Genomic DNA, 14533 nt, shown 5'->3' with positions numbered 1-14533 from the left:
CCGGTTGCAACTTGATGACAACGACGCGATGAGCGGGGGGAGGCGATGCGGCGAGCAGAGGGCATCGCCGCATCGGTGAGTTAACCGCCGGTGAGAGCGCTTTGGTTACGCTGTAACGGACGCAGCTTGCTGTACAACAAGGCGATAACGAACAGCACGGCCTGTACGATGACGATGCAGGGTCCGGTGGCGCCGTCGATGTGGAAGCTGATCAGGGTGCCGAGCACACAGGAGAACACCGATACTATCGTCGCCACCATCAGCATGCGGTCGAAGCGGCGGCACAGCATAAAGGCGATGATGCCGGGGGCGATCAGCATGGCGATCACCAGGATCACCCCCACGGCCTGCAGCGAGGCGACGATGGTCATCGCCAGCAGGCACAGCAGCCCGTAGTGCAGCAGCTTGACCGGCAGGCCAATCACCCGCGCATGATGCGGATCGAAGCAGTACAGCATGAAGTCTTTACGCTTGAGCAGCACCACCGCCAGGGTGATGCCGGCGATCAGCAGGGTTTGCTTCAGCTCGCCGTCGGTAATGCCCAGCATGTTGCCGAATAGAATGTGGCTCAGGTGCTGGTCGGTATCGATGCGCGAGAACAGCACCAGGCCGAAGGCGAACATGCCGGAAAAGACGATGCCCATCACCGTGTCTTCTTTCACCCGGCTGTTCTCTTTCAGGTAGCCGGTGGCTACCGCGCAAAAGATGCCGGAGAGGAACGCGCCGATCGCCAGCGGGATGCCGACCACGAACGCCACCACGATGCCGGGCAGCACCGCGTGCGAGATGGCGTCGCCCATCAGCGACCAGCCTTTGAGCACCAGATAGCAGGAGAGCACGGCGCACACTACGCCGGTGACGATGGCGGCGACGATCGCCCGCTGCATGAACGGGTAGGCGAAGGGTTCGCTGAGCAGTTGATACAGGGTGTCCATCAGCGGCCTCCGGTTTGCGAATGCGCCACGCGGCGCCGGGACGCCAGCAGGCCGTGCTTCGGCGCGAAGAAGAACGCCGCCAGGAACACCAGCGTTTGCAGGGTGACAATCACGCCCCCGGTGGCACCGTCGAGGAAGAAACTCAGGTAGGCGCCGACGCCGCTGGTCAGCGAACCGATGATGATGGCGATGATCACCAGCCGGCTGAAGCGATCGGTCAGCAAGTAGGCGGTGGCGCCCGGCGTGATCACCATGGCGATCACCAAAATGGCGCCGACGGTTTGCAGCGCGGCGACGGTGCAGGCGCTAAGCAGGGTGAAGAACAGGATCTTCAGCTTTAGCGGCGACAGGCCGATCGACACCGCGTGGCTTTCGTCGAAGAACACCGCCAGCAGGTCTTTCCACACCAGGCACAGGATCAGCAGCGAAACGCCGATGATGATTTCCACCTGCAGCACGTCTTCATCGGCGATGCCGAGGATATTGCCGAAGATGATCGACTGTACGTTGACCGCGGTGGGGTTGAGCGACACGATCAGCAGGCCGACGGCGAAGAAGGTGGAGAAGATAAAGCCGATGATGGCGTCTTCGCGCAGCCGGGTGATGTGGCGCACCAGCGTCATCGCCAGCGCCGCCAGCATGCCGGTGAAGAAGGCGCCGGCGGCGTAGGGCAGGCCGAGGGCGTAGGCGCCGGCTACGCCGGGCACCACTGAGTGCGACAGCGCGTCGCCCATCAGCGACCAGCCTTTCAACATCAGATAGGCGGAGAGGAACGCGCAGGCGGCACCGACGATGGCGCTGACCCAGATGGCTTTCACCATGTAGTTATAACTGAAAGGCTGCAGCAGAAGGTCCAGCATCAGGATTGTTTCTCCCTGGCCTGGCTGTTGGCCGGCGGATCGCTCTTGGTGTGGCCGTAGAACACCGCGGGGCGCTCATCGTCGGTCAACACCGTAACGGTGCGCGGATCGTTGTCGTCGTGCAGATCCGGGCCGGAGAGGTTGATATGGCGCAGCACGCCGCCGAACGCCTGTTCCAGGTTGCTCTGGGTGAAAGTGGTCTCGGTCGGGCCGGCGGCCAGCACCGTGCGGTTGATGAGGATCACCCGATCGCAAAACTCCGGCACGCTGCCGAGGTTATGGGTGGAGACCAGGATCAGGTGCCCCTCGTCGCGCAGCGCGCGCAGCAGCTCGATAATGGCGTTCTCGGTTTTTACATCCACGCCGGTGAACGGCTCGTCCAGCAGCAGTACCGTGCCCTGTTGCGCCAGCGCGCGCGCCAGAAACACGCGTTTTTTCTGGCCGCCGGACAGCTCGCCGATCTGTCGGCTGCGCAGCTCGCTCAGGCCGACGCGCTCCAGCGCCTTGTCGACCCGCAGCCGGTCTTCGCGCGACGGGATGCGCAGGAAGTTCATCTTGCCGTAACGGCCCATCATCACCACGTCTTCCACCAGCACCGGAAAGTTCCAGTCGACGTCTTCTGTCTGCGGCACGTAGGCGATCAGGTTCTTTTTCAGCGCGTCCGCCACCGGTTTGTCGCTCAGCGACACCTGGCCGGTAGTGGGCCTGACCAGGCCCATGATGCTTTTGAACAACGTCGATTTGCCGCTGCCGTTGACGCCGACCAGCGCGCAGATCGAACCGCCGCTCAGGGTAAAGCTGGCGTTATGAATGGCGGTGTGCCCGTTGTTGTAGGTTACGGTGACGTCGTCCACGTTCAATTCTGGGCGGACAAACGGTTCATGGGTCATTGATCGAATCCTTTGGCGATGGTTTGCACGGTGGTGTTGAGCAGGTCGATATAGGTCGGCACCGGGCCATCGCGGGTGGACAGCGAATCCACGTACAGCACGCCGCCGTATTTGGCGCCGGTCTCTTTCGCCACCTGCTTGGCCGGCTTGTCGGAAATGGTGCTCTCGCTGAACACCACCGGAATATGGTGGGCGCGCACCGCGTCGATCACCCGACGCACCTGCTGCGGCGAGCCTTGCTCATCGGCGTTGATCGGCCAAAGATAAACTTCTTTCAGCTGGTAGTCCTGCGCCAGATAGCTGAAGGCGCCTTCGCTGGTCACCAGCCAACGCTGTGCGGCAGGAATGCGTGCCAGGCGTTCGCGCAGCGGGGCGTCCAGCGCGCCGATCTTCTCTGCGTAGGCCTTGGCGTTGCGGTTGTAGGTTTCCGCATGGGCCGGATCGTGCTCTACCAGCGCCTTACGGATGTTCTCGATGTACACCAGCGCGTTGCTCGGCGACATCCAGGCATGCGGGTTCGGGTTGCCGTTATACGGCCCTTCGCGGATCGGCAGTGGGGTGATGCCTTCGGTCACGACCGCCGCCGGCACCTGCTTGATATTCTCGAAGAAGCGCTGGAACCAGCGTTCCAGGTTCATGCCGTTCCACAGGATCAGATCGGCGTGCTGCGCCTTGACGATGTCGCGCGGGGTAGGTTGATAGTCGTGGATCTCGGCGCCCGGTTTGGTGATGGATTCTACCACGGCGGCGTCACCCGCCACGTTCTGGGCGATGTCCTGAATGATGGTAAAGGTGGTCACCACGCGCAGCTTCTTTTCCGCCAGCGCGTGTGGGCTGGCCACGGCGGCGCCGAGCAGCAGGCAGGCGAGCGTGAAAGGGCGTAACAGTGCGGCAGCGCGGGGAAGGCGACTGCGGCGAAAAGTGCAACTTATCAATGGCATGATGACGTCTCCTGGTTCAAATGAAAATGATTATCAATATCAATTGAAGCGAAGTCAAGCGTCACTTGCCCACCGCCGGCGGGGTATTTCTCCAACTGAAAAAATAATACCGTCCGGGGAGTTATAGCATTTTATGTATCAGTATGTAACCGCTGAAGGTAGTCCTTACAGCTGCATATCGCCACCTCCGGCTGTTTTCCCAAGGCCAACTGCCCAAACCCCTGCGCCAGCCGCTGTACATCCTCTTGATCCAGCACGGTTATAAACGCAAAACTGTTGCTGCCGAGTTCGTGGTGAACGCCATTCTCGTCTGTCACCGACGTGACAAAACCCTCCCGCGTCAATTGCCCGGTCAGCTTCGCCAGGTCGGTCAATCCTTCTTCCTGATAGCGAAAAGTCACCACAAAGCAGCTTGTTGCAGATTGACTCATAAATCACCTCTTGGTATATGGATAGCTTGAGATTAGTCCAAAAAATTACTGCAGGTGTCCTTACAAGTTGTATATGCTACGCAACTCATTGAAAGGAGTGAGGGATTCTGTGAAAACAAAAATAGGTTGCCTTACGGCAATTTTACTTTTGTCGGGGTGCGCCAAAGACCCGCAAACGGCAAGCAATATTTCAGGCAGTGGCACAACGCGCGGCGGTTGGTTAAAACCCCCTCCGCAGGCACCGGTAAACCGCACAGGCACGCCGGTTGTCTATAACGATTACATTCGTCAGGCCGCCAGCAACTATGGCGTCGACGAAACGCTGATTAAAGCGATTATTCAGGTGGAGTCCGGGTTTAACCCGAACGTGGTCAGCACCTCGAACGCAGTGGGATTGATGCAGCTTAAGGCTTCTACCGCCGGCCGCGACGCCTATCGCATGAAAGGACGAAGCGGGCAACCCAGCTCGCGAGAGCTGAAGGATCCGGCGGTCAATATTGATCTGGGAACGGCCTATATCAATATTCTTCAAAGCCAGCAGCTAGCCGGGATCAACAACCCACAGACTTTGCGTTATGCCACCATCGTTTCGTACGTGAACGGGGCGGGCGCCATGTTGCGCACCTTCTCCTCGGACAAGCGCGTGGCGGTCAATCGCATCAATCAGATGAGCCCGGATGAGTTTTATCAGCACATCCAGAAAAAGCACCCGGCACCGCAGGCGCCGCGCTATTTGTGGAAGGTGACCACCGCCTACCAGGCGATGTCGCAGTAACCCTCCATCCTGTCGAATCGGCCGCTGAACGCGGCCGATTTTGTTTCCGGCGCCGTTCCAGTGCGCGACTTACTTCTCATTTTTCGTTATTTCCTCACTGCTTATCAGAAAAACCGCACAAAAAGTTAAATTTACGGTAGTAGATAAATCTTTACGTTCATTCAATAAGTTACCGGTAACATTTTTGCTTTTGCGCGCATTGTGACCTTCAATAAATATACAAATAAGTAACAAATTATTTTAAAAACCCGTATCGATCGCAAGGTTGCGGTTAAATAGTTGTGACTATCTTTGGATGGAATGTGACATGTCGAACCATAAAACCAACAATTCGCGGCGCGATTTCTTGTTGAAATCGATGACCTTAATTCCTGCGGCGGTAATTGGTGGCAGCGGCGTTGGCGCGCTGACGGCACCGACACCGGCGGTCGCGGCCTCGAACACCACAACGCAGAACGATTACCAACCGACCTTCTTCACCCCGGAAGAGTGGGCCTTCATCAAGGCCGCCGTCGCGCGCCTGATCCCGGCCGATGAACGCGGCCCCGGCGCACTGGAAGCCGGCGTGCCGGAGTTTATCGATCGCCAGATGAATACCCCGTACGCCACCGGCTCCATCTGGTACATGCAGGGGCCGTTCAACCCCGATGTGCCGAAGGAGATGGGCTATCAGCTGCCGCTGGTGCCCAAGCAAATCTACAACCTCGGCATCAGTGACGCCGACGCCTACAGCAAGAAAACCGCCGGCAAACCCTTCGCCGAACTGGATGGCGCGCAGCAAGACGCCATGCTGCAAAAGTTTGAGTCCGGCGAGGCGGAGTTCCAGCAGCTGCCGTCGAAACTGTTCTTCTCCTATCTGCTGCAAAACACCCGCGAAGGTTTCTTCAGCGATCCTATCCATGGCGGCAACAAAGACATGGTGGGCTGGAAGCTGATTAATTTTCCGGGCGCGCGCGCCGATTTTATGGACTGGGTTGAGCGAGGGGAGCGTTATCCCTTCCCGCCGGTCTCGATTCGTGGGGAGAGGGGCTAATCATGGCAACGGTAATGAAAAAAGTAGACGCGGTGATCGTCGGCTTCGGCTGGGTGGGCGCGATCATGGCCAAAGAGCTGACCGAGGCCGGCCTCAACGTGGTGGCGCTGGAGCGCGGCCCGATGCGCGATACCTATCCGGACGGGTCTTACCCGCAGGTGATCGACGAGCTGACCTATAACATTCGACGCAAGCTGTTCCAGGATCTGTCGAAAAGCACCGTCACCATTCGCCACAACAGCAGCCAGACCGCGGTGCCTTACCGCCAGCTGGCGGCGTTCCTGCCGGGCACCGGCGTCGGCGGCGCCGGCCTGCATTGGTCGGGCGTGCATTTCCGCGTCGATCCGATCGAACTGCGCATGCGCAGCCACTATGAAGAGCGCTACGGCAAAAACTTCATTCCGAAGGATATGACCATACAGGACTTCGGCGTGACCTACGACGAGCTGGAACCGTTCTTCGACAAAGCGGAGAAAGTGTTCGGCACCTCCGGCACCGCCTGGACCATCAAAGGGCAGAAAGTGGCGCAGAAGGGCGGCAACCGCTTTGCGGCGGATCGCTCCAGCGACTTCCCGCTGCCGGCGCAGAAAAATACCTACTCCGCCCAGCTGTTCGAAAAAGCGGCGCTGGAGGTGGGTTATCACCCATACAACCTGCCGTCCGCCAATACCTCGGACTCTTACACCAACCCGTACGGCGCGCAGATGGGCCCGTGCAACTTCTGCGGTTTCTGCAGCGGCTACGCCTGCTACATGTATTCCAAAGCTTCGCCGAACGTCAACATTCTGCCGGCGCTGCGCATGGAAAAACGCTTCGAGCTACGCACCAACGCCAACGTGCTGAAGGTCAACCTGACCGACGACAAGTCCCGCGCCACCGGCGTGAACTACGTCGATGCGCAGGGCCGCGAGATTGAACAGCCGGCCGATCTGGTGATCCTGGGCGCGTTCCAGTTCCACAACGTGCACCTGATGCTGCTGTCCGGCATCGGCAAGCCTTACGATCCGGTGACCGGCGAAGGCGTGGTCGGGCGCAACTTCGCCTACCAGAACATGACCACCATCAAGGCGTTCTTTGATAAAGACGTGTTTACCAACCCGTTCATCGGCGCCGGCGGCAACGGCGTGGGCGTGGACGACTTCAACGCCGATAACTTCGACCACGCCAAAGAAGGCTTCGTCGGCGGTTCGCCATTCTGGGTCAATCAGGCGGGCACCAAGCCGATCTCCGGCCTGCCGACCCCTCCGGGCACCCCGGCCTGGGGCAGCAAGTGGAAAGCGGCGGTGGCGGATGCCTACACCCACCACGTTTCGATGGACGCCCACGGCGCGCACCAGTCGTACCGCAACAACTATCTGGATCTCGATCCCAACTACAAGAACGTCTTTGGCCAGCCGCTGCTGCGCATGACGTTCGACTGGCAGGAAAACGACATCAAGATGGCGCAGTTCATGTACGACAAGATGGCGCCGATCGCCAAGGCGATGAACCCGAAACTGATCGCCGGCAGCCCGAAAAACGCCAACAGCCACTTCGACACCACCAGCTACCAGACCACCCACATGAACGGCGGCGCGGTAATGGGGGAAGATCCGAAGACCAGCGCGGTCAACCGCTATCTGCAGAGCTGGGACGTGCACAACGTGTTCTCGATCGGCGCCTCGGCCTTCCCGCAGGGGCTGGGCTACAACCCGACCGGCACCGTGGCGGCGCTGGCTTACTGGTCTGCCCGCGCTATTCGCGAGCAGTATCTGAAAAACCCAGGCCCATTGGTGCAGGCATAAGGACGGCGAACGATGAAAGCATTTGTACCGGCACTGGTTCTCAGTGCAGTGAGTTTTTCCGTTTGGGCGCAGGACGCCACCGTCAGCAGCGAGCTTATCAAGCGCGGTGAATACCTGGCGCGCGCCGGCGACTGCGTGGCCTGCCACACCGACGGCAAGAGCGGCAAAACCTTCGCCGGCGGTCTGGCGATGGAAACGCCGATCGGCACCATCTATTCCACCAACATCACGCCGGACAAGAAAACCGGCATCGGTGATTACAGCTTCGAAGATTTCGACAACGCGGTGCGTAAGGGCGTAGCCAAAAACGGCAGCACCCTGTACCCGGCAATGCCGTACCCGTCGTTCGCGCTGGTGAAAGAGGAAGACATGCGCGCCATGTATGCCTATTTCATGCACGGCGTGCAGCCGGTGGAGCAGGCCAACAAGGATTCCGACATCCCGTGGCCGCTGTCGATGCGCTGGCCGCTGAGCATCTGGCGCGGCATGTTTGCGCCGTCGCCGGCGGACTTCGTGGCTGATGCCAAGGCCGATCCAGTGATTGAGCGCGGCCGTTATCTGGTGGAAGGCCTGGGCCACTGCGGCGCTTGCCATACCCCGCGCAGCATCACCATGCAGGAAAAAGCGCTGAGCAACAGCGAAAGCGACGACTATCTGTCCGGCAGCAACGCGCCGATCGACGGCTGGGTGGCTTCCAGCCTGCGCAGCGACCGTAAGGATGGCCTGGGCAGCTGGAGCGAAGCCGAGCTGACCGAGTTCCTGAAAACCGGCCGTAACGACAAGGCGCTCGTGTTTGGCGGCATGAGCGACGTGGTGGAGCATAGTCTGCAATACCTGAGCGACGACGATCTGACCGCCATCGCACGCTACCTGAAATCGCTGCCGCCGAAAGACGGCAAGCAGCAGGCGGCTCCGGTCGAAGACAGCGTGGCCAAGGATCTGTGGCGCGGTGACGACAGCAAGCCCGGCGCGGCGCTGTATGTCGATAACTGCGCGGCCTGCCACCGCACCGACGGCGTGGGCTACAAGCGCGCTTTCCCGTCGCTGAAGGGCAACCCGGTGGTGCAGACCGAGGACGCGACCTCGCTGATCCACATCGTGCTGACCGGCAACACTACGCCGGCGGTGCAGGGGGCGGTGTCCAACATCACCATGCCGCCGTTCGGCTGGCGTCTGAACGATCAGCAGGTGGCGGACGTGGTGAACTTCATCCGCACCAGCTGGGGCAACAGCGCCAAACCGGTGAGCGCCTCCGACGTGGCCGACGTGCGTAAAGACCGCTCGATGATCCGCGACGAGAAGGCGATGGGCAGCGCCGAGGTGCCGGACCATCCTGACGCGAAGAAGTAAACCGCTTAAGGGCTCCGCAAGGGGCCCTTAGTTTTTTCTGTGCATGCCGGTTTTTTCAGCATTTCCTGTTCGCAAATCGTCCGTTCGGCCGATAAAACATAGACCCGCAGCGGATTTTTCATTATCCTTTGCCGTCCTTTCATCAGGCGTAAGTATGAAATATCGCTTTAATTCACTGATTACTATTAAAAAGTTCGCGGAGAAGGATATCCCGTTAGGCGCAATCGTTGGCGCCGCAGATTAAGGTAGACTGTCTCATGAGTACGATTTCTCCCGATTCAGGCACGCTGACGGCCGCTCAGCCAGCCAAATGGAACAAAACCGACACCGTCTGGATGTTCGGTCTTTATGCCACCGCGGTGGGTGCCGGCACGCTGTTCTTGCCGATCAACGCCGGTTTGAACGGCCCGCTGGTGCTGCTGTTGATGGCGCTGTTCGCTTTCCCGCTGACCTATTTGCCGCACCGCGCGCTCAGCCGCTTCGTGCTGTCCGGCTCCAGCCGCGACGGCAATATTCACGATGTGGTGGTGGAACACTTCGGCGTGCTGGCCGGCAAAATCATCATGATGCTGTATCTGATGGCGTTCTTCCCGATCGTGCTGGTGTACAGCATTTCGATCACCAACGCGCTGGACAGCTTCCTGATCCATCAGTTCCACGTGGCGCCGCTACCGCGCATCTGGCTGAGCCTGGCGGTGGTGGTGGTGCTCAATCTGGTGCTGCTGCGCGGCAAAGACAGCATCGTGGCGGCAATGGGCATGCTGGTGTTTCCGCTGCTGGTGTTCCTGATGGGCATTTCGCTGTACCTGATGCCGAGCTGGAATACCGCCAACTTCGTTCACGGCCTGGCCGCCACCCGCTTCGACACGCCGGGACTGTGGCATTCGCTGTGGCTGGCGGTGCCGGTGATGGTGTTCTCCTTCAGCCATGCGCCGATCATCTCTTCCTTCGCCTCGACGCAGAAGAGCCTGTACGGCGACAAGGCGGAACGCCGCTGCGCGCGCATCATGCGCTACAGCTATGTGCTGATCTGCGTCACCGTGCTGTTCTTCGTGTTCAGCTGCGTGCTGAGCCTGTCCCATGAAGACATGCAGCAGGCGAAAGACCAGAACATCACGGTGCTGACCACGCTGGCCAACAAGTTCTCCAACCCGCTGATCGCCTATCTCGGCCCGGTGATGGCGATGCTGGCAATGGCCAAATCCTATCTCGGTACCTCGCTGGGGGTGACGGAAGGGGCGACCAGCCTGATCGACGGCGTCACGCGCGCGGTCGGCAAACCGCTCAGTTCGCGTATGACGCACCGCATCTCGGCGGTGTCGCTGTTCCTGCTCACCTGGGCGGCGACGGTGTGGAACCCCAGCGCGCTGCACATCATTGAAACCATCAGTGGCCCGCTGATTGCCGCCATCCTGTTCATTCTGCCGATGTACGCGGTGCGTGCGGTGCCGGCAATGCGTAAATACCGCGCGGCGAGCAACGTCTTCGTGCTGGTGATGGGCCTGATTGCGCTGTCGGCGCTGATCTACGGCCTGGTGTGATCCTCAGGGCGCGCCGCTTTCCGGCGCGCCTCTTCATCCCGCGTTACACATCCCTTTGCAATTAATCGCCCGGCAACGCGGCGCGACCTTTGATAATGCTAGCCATTCTCATTACTATTCCCTGGTTGAATTGTTTACCAAGGAGCTTTTCGTGCACCGTCGAATCACTCTGTCGGCGCTGGTTTGCGCCGCCGCGCTTTCCGCCCCGGCGATGGCCACTACCTATCCGCTGACCCTGACCGACACTTCCGGCCAGACACTCACCCTCCAGCAAGAGCCAAAACGCATCGTGGTGCAGGACGGGCGCGATATTCTCACGCTGGCGCTGCTCGACCGCGCCAACCCGTTCGATCGGCTGGTGGCCTGGAATAACCTGCTGAAGAAAAGCGATGCGGCGACCTGGGACATCTTGCAAAGCAAATGGCCGGCAGCGAAAAACATCATCGATATGGGGTTCAGCGACAAGGGCGAAGTCAATCTGGAAAGCGTGATCGCCAAACGCCCCGATTTGATGATCGCCCAGCTGCGCTCCAAACCTTCCCTGAACCAAACCGGCGTGCTGGATAAGCTGAAGGCGTTGAACGTGCCGGTGCTGTTTATCGACACCATGCTCAAGCCGGTGGAAAACACGCCGAAAAGCGTGACGCTGCTGGGGGAAACCCTCAACCGCGAAAGCGAAGCCAAGCAATATACCGATTATTATCAGCAGCATTATCAGGCCATTCTGGCCAAGACGCAGACGGTGGAACCCAAGCCGCTGGTATTCTTTGAGGCCAAGGCAGGCCTCAATGGGCTGGAATCCTGCTGCTTCACCCATGCTCACGTCGGTTGGGGCGCGCTGGTAGAGGCGGTCGGCGCGCGCAATATCGGCTCTGCGCTGCTGCCGGGCGCCACCGGCGACGTGGCGCTGGAGAAAGTGATCAGCATGAAGCCGGACGCCTACATCGTTTCCGGTTCGCAGTGGGCCAGCAAGACCAACGCTGCGGTGCCGTTTGGCTATGGCGTGACGCAGCAGCAGGTGGATGAGGCTTTCAACCGCATGAAGCAGCGCCCGGGGTTCGCTCAGGTGTCGGCGGTGAAGGAAGGGCGGTTCTACGGCATCTACCATAACTTCTACAACCACCCGTACAACATCGTCGGGCTGGAGTATCTGGCGAAGTTTATCTATCCGGCGCAGTTCCCGGATCTGGATCCGGCCAAGACCTACAGCGAGATCCTCAGCCGCTTTACCGAAGTGCCGGAAGGCAAGGGCATTTTGGGCGCGCAGGCGCCGGCGGGGAAATAACGGCAACGGGCGCGACGATCGCGCCCGTTTTTTATCGTCAGGCGGCCGGCGTATAGGTGGAGATAATCTCCAGTACGCCGTTGATGATGAACTGCACGCCCATGCACACCAGCAGGAAGCCCATCAGGCGCGAGATCGCCTCGATGCCGCTTTTCCCCACCAAGCGCATGATGGCGCCGGAACTGAGCAGGCAGCCCCACAGGATCACCGCGACCGTCAGAAAGATGGCGACCGGTGCCACGGCCAGCACCCAGGGTTCAAAACCCAGCGTGTTCGCTTTGACGCTCGACGCCGAGCTGATGATCATCGCGATGGTACCCGGCCCGGCGGTGCTCGGCATGGCCAATGGCACGAAGGCGATGTTGGCCGACGTCTTATGGCGCAGCTCGTGTGACTTGCTCTCCACCTCCGGCGCCTCTTCAGGGCTCTGCTGGGGGAACAACATGCGAAAACCGATGAAGGCGACGATCAGCCCGCCGGCGATGCGCAGGCCGGGGATCGAAATGCCGAAGGTGTTCATCACCACCTGCCCGGCGTAAAACGCCACCGTCATGATGCAGAACACATAAACCGAGGCCATCAGCGACTGCTGATTACGCTCTTCGCGCGTCATATTGCCGGACAACCCGAGCAGCAACGCCACCGTGGTCAGCGGGTTGGCCAGCGGCAACAGCAGTACCAAACCCAGTCCGATGGCCTGGAATAACTGCAAAATACCCGTCATAAAAAACTCCCTGTGCAACGTTCAAGCCGCCAGGCGGCTCATGAGCTGAACAGCCTAGCCTGCCGCGTGCCTGGCGGCAATGGGGATAGCTCGGAAGGTTAATTAACCGTCGGCCGGCGTTTCCTCTTCGCCATTGCACTCGCCGGCGAGCTCCGGTTCATCCTCACAGCCCAGCGGCGCTTCATTGACCGCAATCGCTCGCGGCATTGAACGCGCGCCGAAATGCACCAGCCCATACAGCGTCGCTAATACCGCGCATAGCACGACGAGGACTGCGAGTAACCGGTTCATATTTGCATGGGCCTCGGTGGGAGCTGACTGGTTTCAGGATAGTGGCTGGCGGCGAAGACCGCCACGTGGAGCAGATATATCGCCGAGCGGCGATGACAAAATGCGCTGCGTTCGGAAAAGGTGCGCAATTTTTGTTTTTTTATGGCCTTTTTCGCCGCAGTTGGCCGGTAAAGGCCGGCGTTTCGCATCAATTGCTACACCCTGCAGGCTCAGCTGCCTACCATAGGCGCGCTTTAAAACGATAATGAGACTGATTATGCAAGACGAGTTGAAACTTTTACTGGGGAAAATCGGCGCATTCGCGCTTTCCGGCGCTTTTTTGGCGGCCTTGGTCGGCCTGGTGTTTATCGACGTACACTGGCTGCACAACTTCGTGCATGAAACCTCGCTGACCGAAGTGGCGCAGGAACTGTTGCTGCTCGCCATCGCCGGTGGTTTTTTCGCCGCGGCCTGGCGACAGGCTGAACGCCGCTCCGCCTGGATGCTGGTCGGCGGCTTCTTTCTCTGCATGTTGATCCGCGAGATGGACTTCGCCTTCGATGCGCTGTGGCACGGTGCGTGGGTGTGGTTCGCGCTGGCGGTCGCCTTGGTTTGCCTGTGGTATGCCGCCAGGCACATCGCGGCGACGCTGCGCGGCCTGGCCGATTTCGTAACGCATCCCGGCTACGGCATGATGTGCGCGGGCCTGCTGTGCATTCTGGTGTTTTCACGCCTGTTCGGCATGAGCGTGCTGTGGCAAACGCTGATGTTGGACGGTTATAACCGGGTAGTGAAAAACATGGTGGAAGAGGGCTGTGAACTGCTGGGCTACGGCCTGTGCCTGCTGGCCACCCTGAGCTACATGAAAACCGTTTTTGCGCCGGATGACGCGAAAGCGTGAGGGCGGCGCTTTATTTATCCGGAACAATATTCTCACTCTAACACTAGAAATCCGTCTGATTGTTAAGGTGGATTCAAAAATTTCAAAGGCTGCCTTCGGGTGGCCTTTTTGATCACAACAGGTAAGAGCATTTGCGGCGAGACGGGCGGTAACGTTGCGGTTGAGCGGAGTGTTCTTTCCGTTGTGATGAAGAACAAGATGGCAGTCCGGTCGAGTCGGCAGCATCGGAACCCTTGCAGTCTCATCCGATGACCTATTGTTTGAGATTTTTGCTATATCGCTTATTGTTTAATCGATCTAATTTGTTTCTTCCTGTTAGTAAAATGGAGGTGACTATGGGTAGGATTGAAAATATAGACAGCATTAATTCCGAAATCGGACGAGCGGTTCGCAGTCTTTCCAGTAAAGGCTACGTTGTTTGCTTGAATGGCATACTAGCTAAGCTAGCAGAGGAGCGCATCAATGAACCGAATTTCACGCGTAGGCGTGTACTGACAAGGGCAATTGAGACATTAATTTAATTAATGTTTTTTAGATGCATGTTTAAGTAAGGCCACGACTGTAAGCCCCAGTAAACCGCTGGGGCTTTTTGCATTTCAGCCCCAGCCAACATCCGACACACACCTGGCACACTCCGTATCGCCAAATCGTTTACGGCTGGTGGCAGAACCCTACCCATAACCCGAAGCCGGGAAAGAGCCCCGGAAGGGGGAGGTTATGAAAATGCCCTGGAAGAACGAACCCAACATTCTCTCAATGCTGATTGCGTTCGGCATGACCTTGCTGGGAGCCATTGCCAGTTACTCATTCAAA

Annotated in this window: 13 protein-coding genes; 7 read left to right on the top strand and 6 right to left on the bottom strand. The window is 59.2% G+C overall.

Annotated elements, in window-relative coordinates; genetic code table 11:
* Positions 1-80: 80 nt before the first annotated feature.
* From HMPREF3138_RS09415 to ghoS, 5 genes are all read right to left on the bottom strand, one after another.
* Positions 81-935 (bottom strand): metal ABC transporter permease, encoded by an 855-nt coding sequence (locus HMPREF3138_RS09415; RefSeq protein ID WP_038877608.1) that lies wholly within the window; start codon positions 933-935, stop codon positions 81-83.
* The gene (yfeC, locus tag HMPREF3138_RS09410; RefSeq protein WP_038877606.1) at positions 935-1795 is read right to left on the bottom strand and encodes an iron/manganese ABC transporter permease subunit YfeC; all 861 of its coding nucleotides are present in this window, start codon (positions 1793-1795) and stop codon (positions 935-937) included. Before yfeC ends, HMPREF3138_RS09415 begins: the two co-directional genes overlap by 1 nt.
* Entirely contained in the window at positions 1795-2685 is an 891-nt protein-coding gene (locus tag HMPREF3138_RS09405) for a manganese/iron ABC transporter ATP-binding protein (RefSeq protein ID WP_038877603.1), read from the bottom strand. The genes yfeC and HMPREF3138_RS09405 overlap by 1 nt, the downstream gene beginning before the upstream one ends.
* Complete coding sequence (locus HMPREF3138_RS09400) at positions 2682-3626, bottom strand: metal ABC transporter substrate-binding protein (protein WP_038877601.1); 945 nt, start codon at positions 3624-3626, stop codon at positions 2682-2684. The genes HMPREF3138_RS09405 and HMPREF3138_RS09400 overlap by 4 nt, the downstream gene beginning before the upstream one ends.
* Positions 3627-3757: 131 nt before the next feature.
* Positions 3758-4057 carry a type V toxin-antitoxin system endoribonuclease antitoxin GhoS gene (gene ghoS, locus HMPREF3138_RS09395; RefSeq protein WP_038877599.1) on the bottom strand — a complete coding sequence of 100 codons (300 nt, stop codon included), beginning with the start codon at positions 4055-4057 and terminating at the stop codon, positions 3758-3760.
* Between the two features lie 109 nt (positions 4058-4166).
* Between ghoS and HMPREF3138_RS09390 the strand changes: the two genes are divergently transcribed.
* The 6 genes from HMPREF3138_RS09390 to HMPREF3138_RS09365 all read left to right on the top strand — a co-directional run bounded on the left by HMPREF3138_RS09390 (position 4167) and on the right by HMPREF3138_RS09365 (position 11825).
* Complete coding sequence (locus HMPREF3138_RS09390; protein WP_025159924.1) at positions 4167-4832, top strand: transglycosylase SLT domain-containing protein; 666 nt, start codon at positions 4167-4169, stop codon at positions 4830-4832.
* A 307-nt stretch (positions 4833-5139) separates the two neighbouring features.
* Complete coding sequence (locus HMPREF3138_RS09385) at positions 5140-5865, top strand: gluconate 2-dehydrogenase subunit 3 family protein (protein WP_038877597.1); 726 nt, start codon at positions 5140-5142, stop codon at positions 5863-5865.
* A gap of 2 nt (positions 5866-5867) precedes the next feature.
* The gene (locus tag HMPREF3138_RS09380; RefSeq protein WP_025302609.1) at positions 5868-7649 is read left to right on the top strand and encodes a GMC family oxidoreductase; all 1782 of its coding nucleotides are present in this window, start codon (positions 5868-5870) and stop codon (positions 7647-7649) included.
* Between the two features lie 12 nt (positions 7650-7661).
* Positions 7662-8999, top strand: coding sequence for a c-type cytochrome (locus HMPREF3138_RS09375; RefSeq protein ID WP_038877594.1), 1338 nt, complete (start codon positions 7662-7664; stop codon positions 8997-8999).
* A 257-nt stretch (positions 9000-9256) separates the two neighbouring features.
* A complete protein-coding gene (locus HMPREF3138_RS09370; protein WP_033638320.1) occupies positions 9257-10540 on the top strand; it encodes an SLC5/6 family protein in 1284 nt (427 codons plus the stop codon).
* Positions 10541-10691: 151 nt separating this feature from the next.
* Positions 10692-11825, top strand: coding sequence for an ABC transporter substrate-binding protein (locus tag HMPREF3138_RS09365; RefSeq protein ID WP_038877593.1), 1134 nt, complete (start codon positions 10692-10694; stop codon positions 11823-11825).
* A 37-nt stretch (positions 11826-11862) separates the two neighbouring features.
* Here HMPREF3138_RS09365 and HMPREF3138_RS09360 read toward each other — a convergent pair whose 3' ends face one another.
* Positions 11863-12549 (bottom strand): MarC family NAAT transporter, encoded by a 687-nt coding sequence (locus HMPREF3138_RS09360; RefSeq protein WP_038877591.1) that lies wholly within the window; start codon positions 12547-12549, stop codon positions 11863-11865.
* Between the two features lie 547 nt (positions 12550-13096).
* Between HMPREF3138_RS09360 and HMPREF3138_RS09350 the strand changes: the two genes are divergently transcribed.
* Positions 13097-13720, top strand: coding sequence for a hypothetical protein (locus HMPREF3138_RS09350; protein WP_038877589.1), 624 nt, complete (start codon positions 13097-13099; stop codon positions 13718-13720).
* The last annotated feature ends 813 nt before the right edge of the window (positions 13721-14533 follow it).

This window comes from Serratia sp. HMSC15F11 (genome assembly GCF_001808215.1).
GTDB classification, from domain to species: Bacteria; Pseudomonadota; Gammaproteobacteria; order Enterobacterales; family Enterobacteriaceae; genus Serratia; species Serratia nevei.
Note: the sequence above shows the minus strand (reverse complement) of the source record. Positions and strands in the feature narration are given on the sequence as shown.

Bases quoted from the DNA above. Each gene is read 5' to 3' on its own strand.
- HMPREF3138_RS09415 (WP_038877608.1), bottom strand. From the start codon at position 935: ATGGACACCCTGTATCAACTGCTCAGCGAACCCTTCGCCTACCCGTTC.
- yfeC (WP_038877606.1), bottom strand. From the start codon at position 1,795: ATGCTGGACCTTCTGCTGCAGCCTTTCAGTTATAACTACATGGTGAAA.
- HMPREF3138_RS09405 (WP_038877603.1), bottom strand. From the start codon at position 2,685: ATGACCCATGAACCGTTTGTCCGCCCAGAATTGAACGTGGACGACGTC.
- HMPREF3138_RS09400 (WP_038877601.1), bottom strand. From the start codon at position 3,626: ATGCCATTGATAAGTTGCACTTTTCGCCGCAGTCGCCTTCCCCGCGCT.
- ghoS (WP_038877599.1), bottom strand. From the start codon at position 4,057: ATGAGTCAATCTGCAACAAGCTGCTTTGTGGTGACTTTTCGCTATCAG.
- HMPREF3138_RS09385 (WP_038877597.1), top strand. From the start codon at position 5,140: ATGTCGAACCATAAAACCAACAATTCGCGGCGCGATTTCTTGTTGAAA.
- HMPREF3138_RS09380 (WP_025302609.1), top strand. From the start codon at position 5,868: ATGGCAACGGTAATGAAAAAAGTAGACGCGGTGATCGTCGGCTTCGGC.
- HMPREF3138_RS09375 (WP_038877594.1), top strand. From the start codon at position 7,662: ATGAAAGCATTTGTACCGGCACTGGTTCTCAGTGCAGTGAGTTTTTCC.
- HMPREF3138_RS09370 (WP_033638320.1), top strand. From the start codon at position 9,257: ATGAGTACGATTTCTCCCGATTCAGGCACGCTGACGGCCGCTCAGCCA.
- HMPREF3138_RS09360 (WP_038877591.1), bottom strand. From the start codon at position 12,549: ATGACGGGTATTTTGCAGTTATTCCAGGCCATCGGACTGGGTTTGGTA.
- HMPREF3138_RS09350 (WP_038877589.1), top strand. From the start codon at position 13,097: ATGCAAGACGAGTTGAAACTTTTACTGGGGAAAATCGGCGCATTCGCG.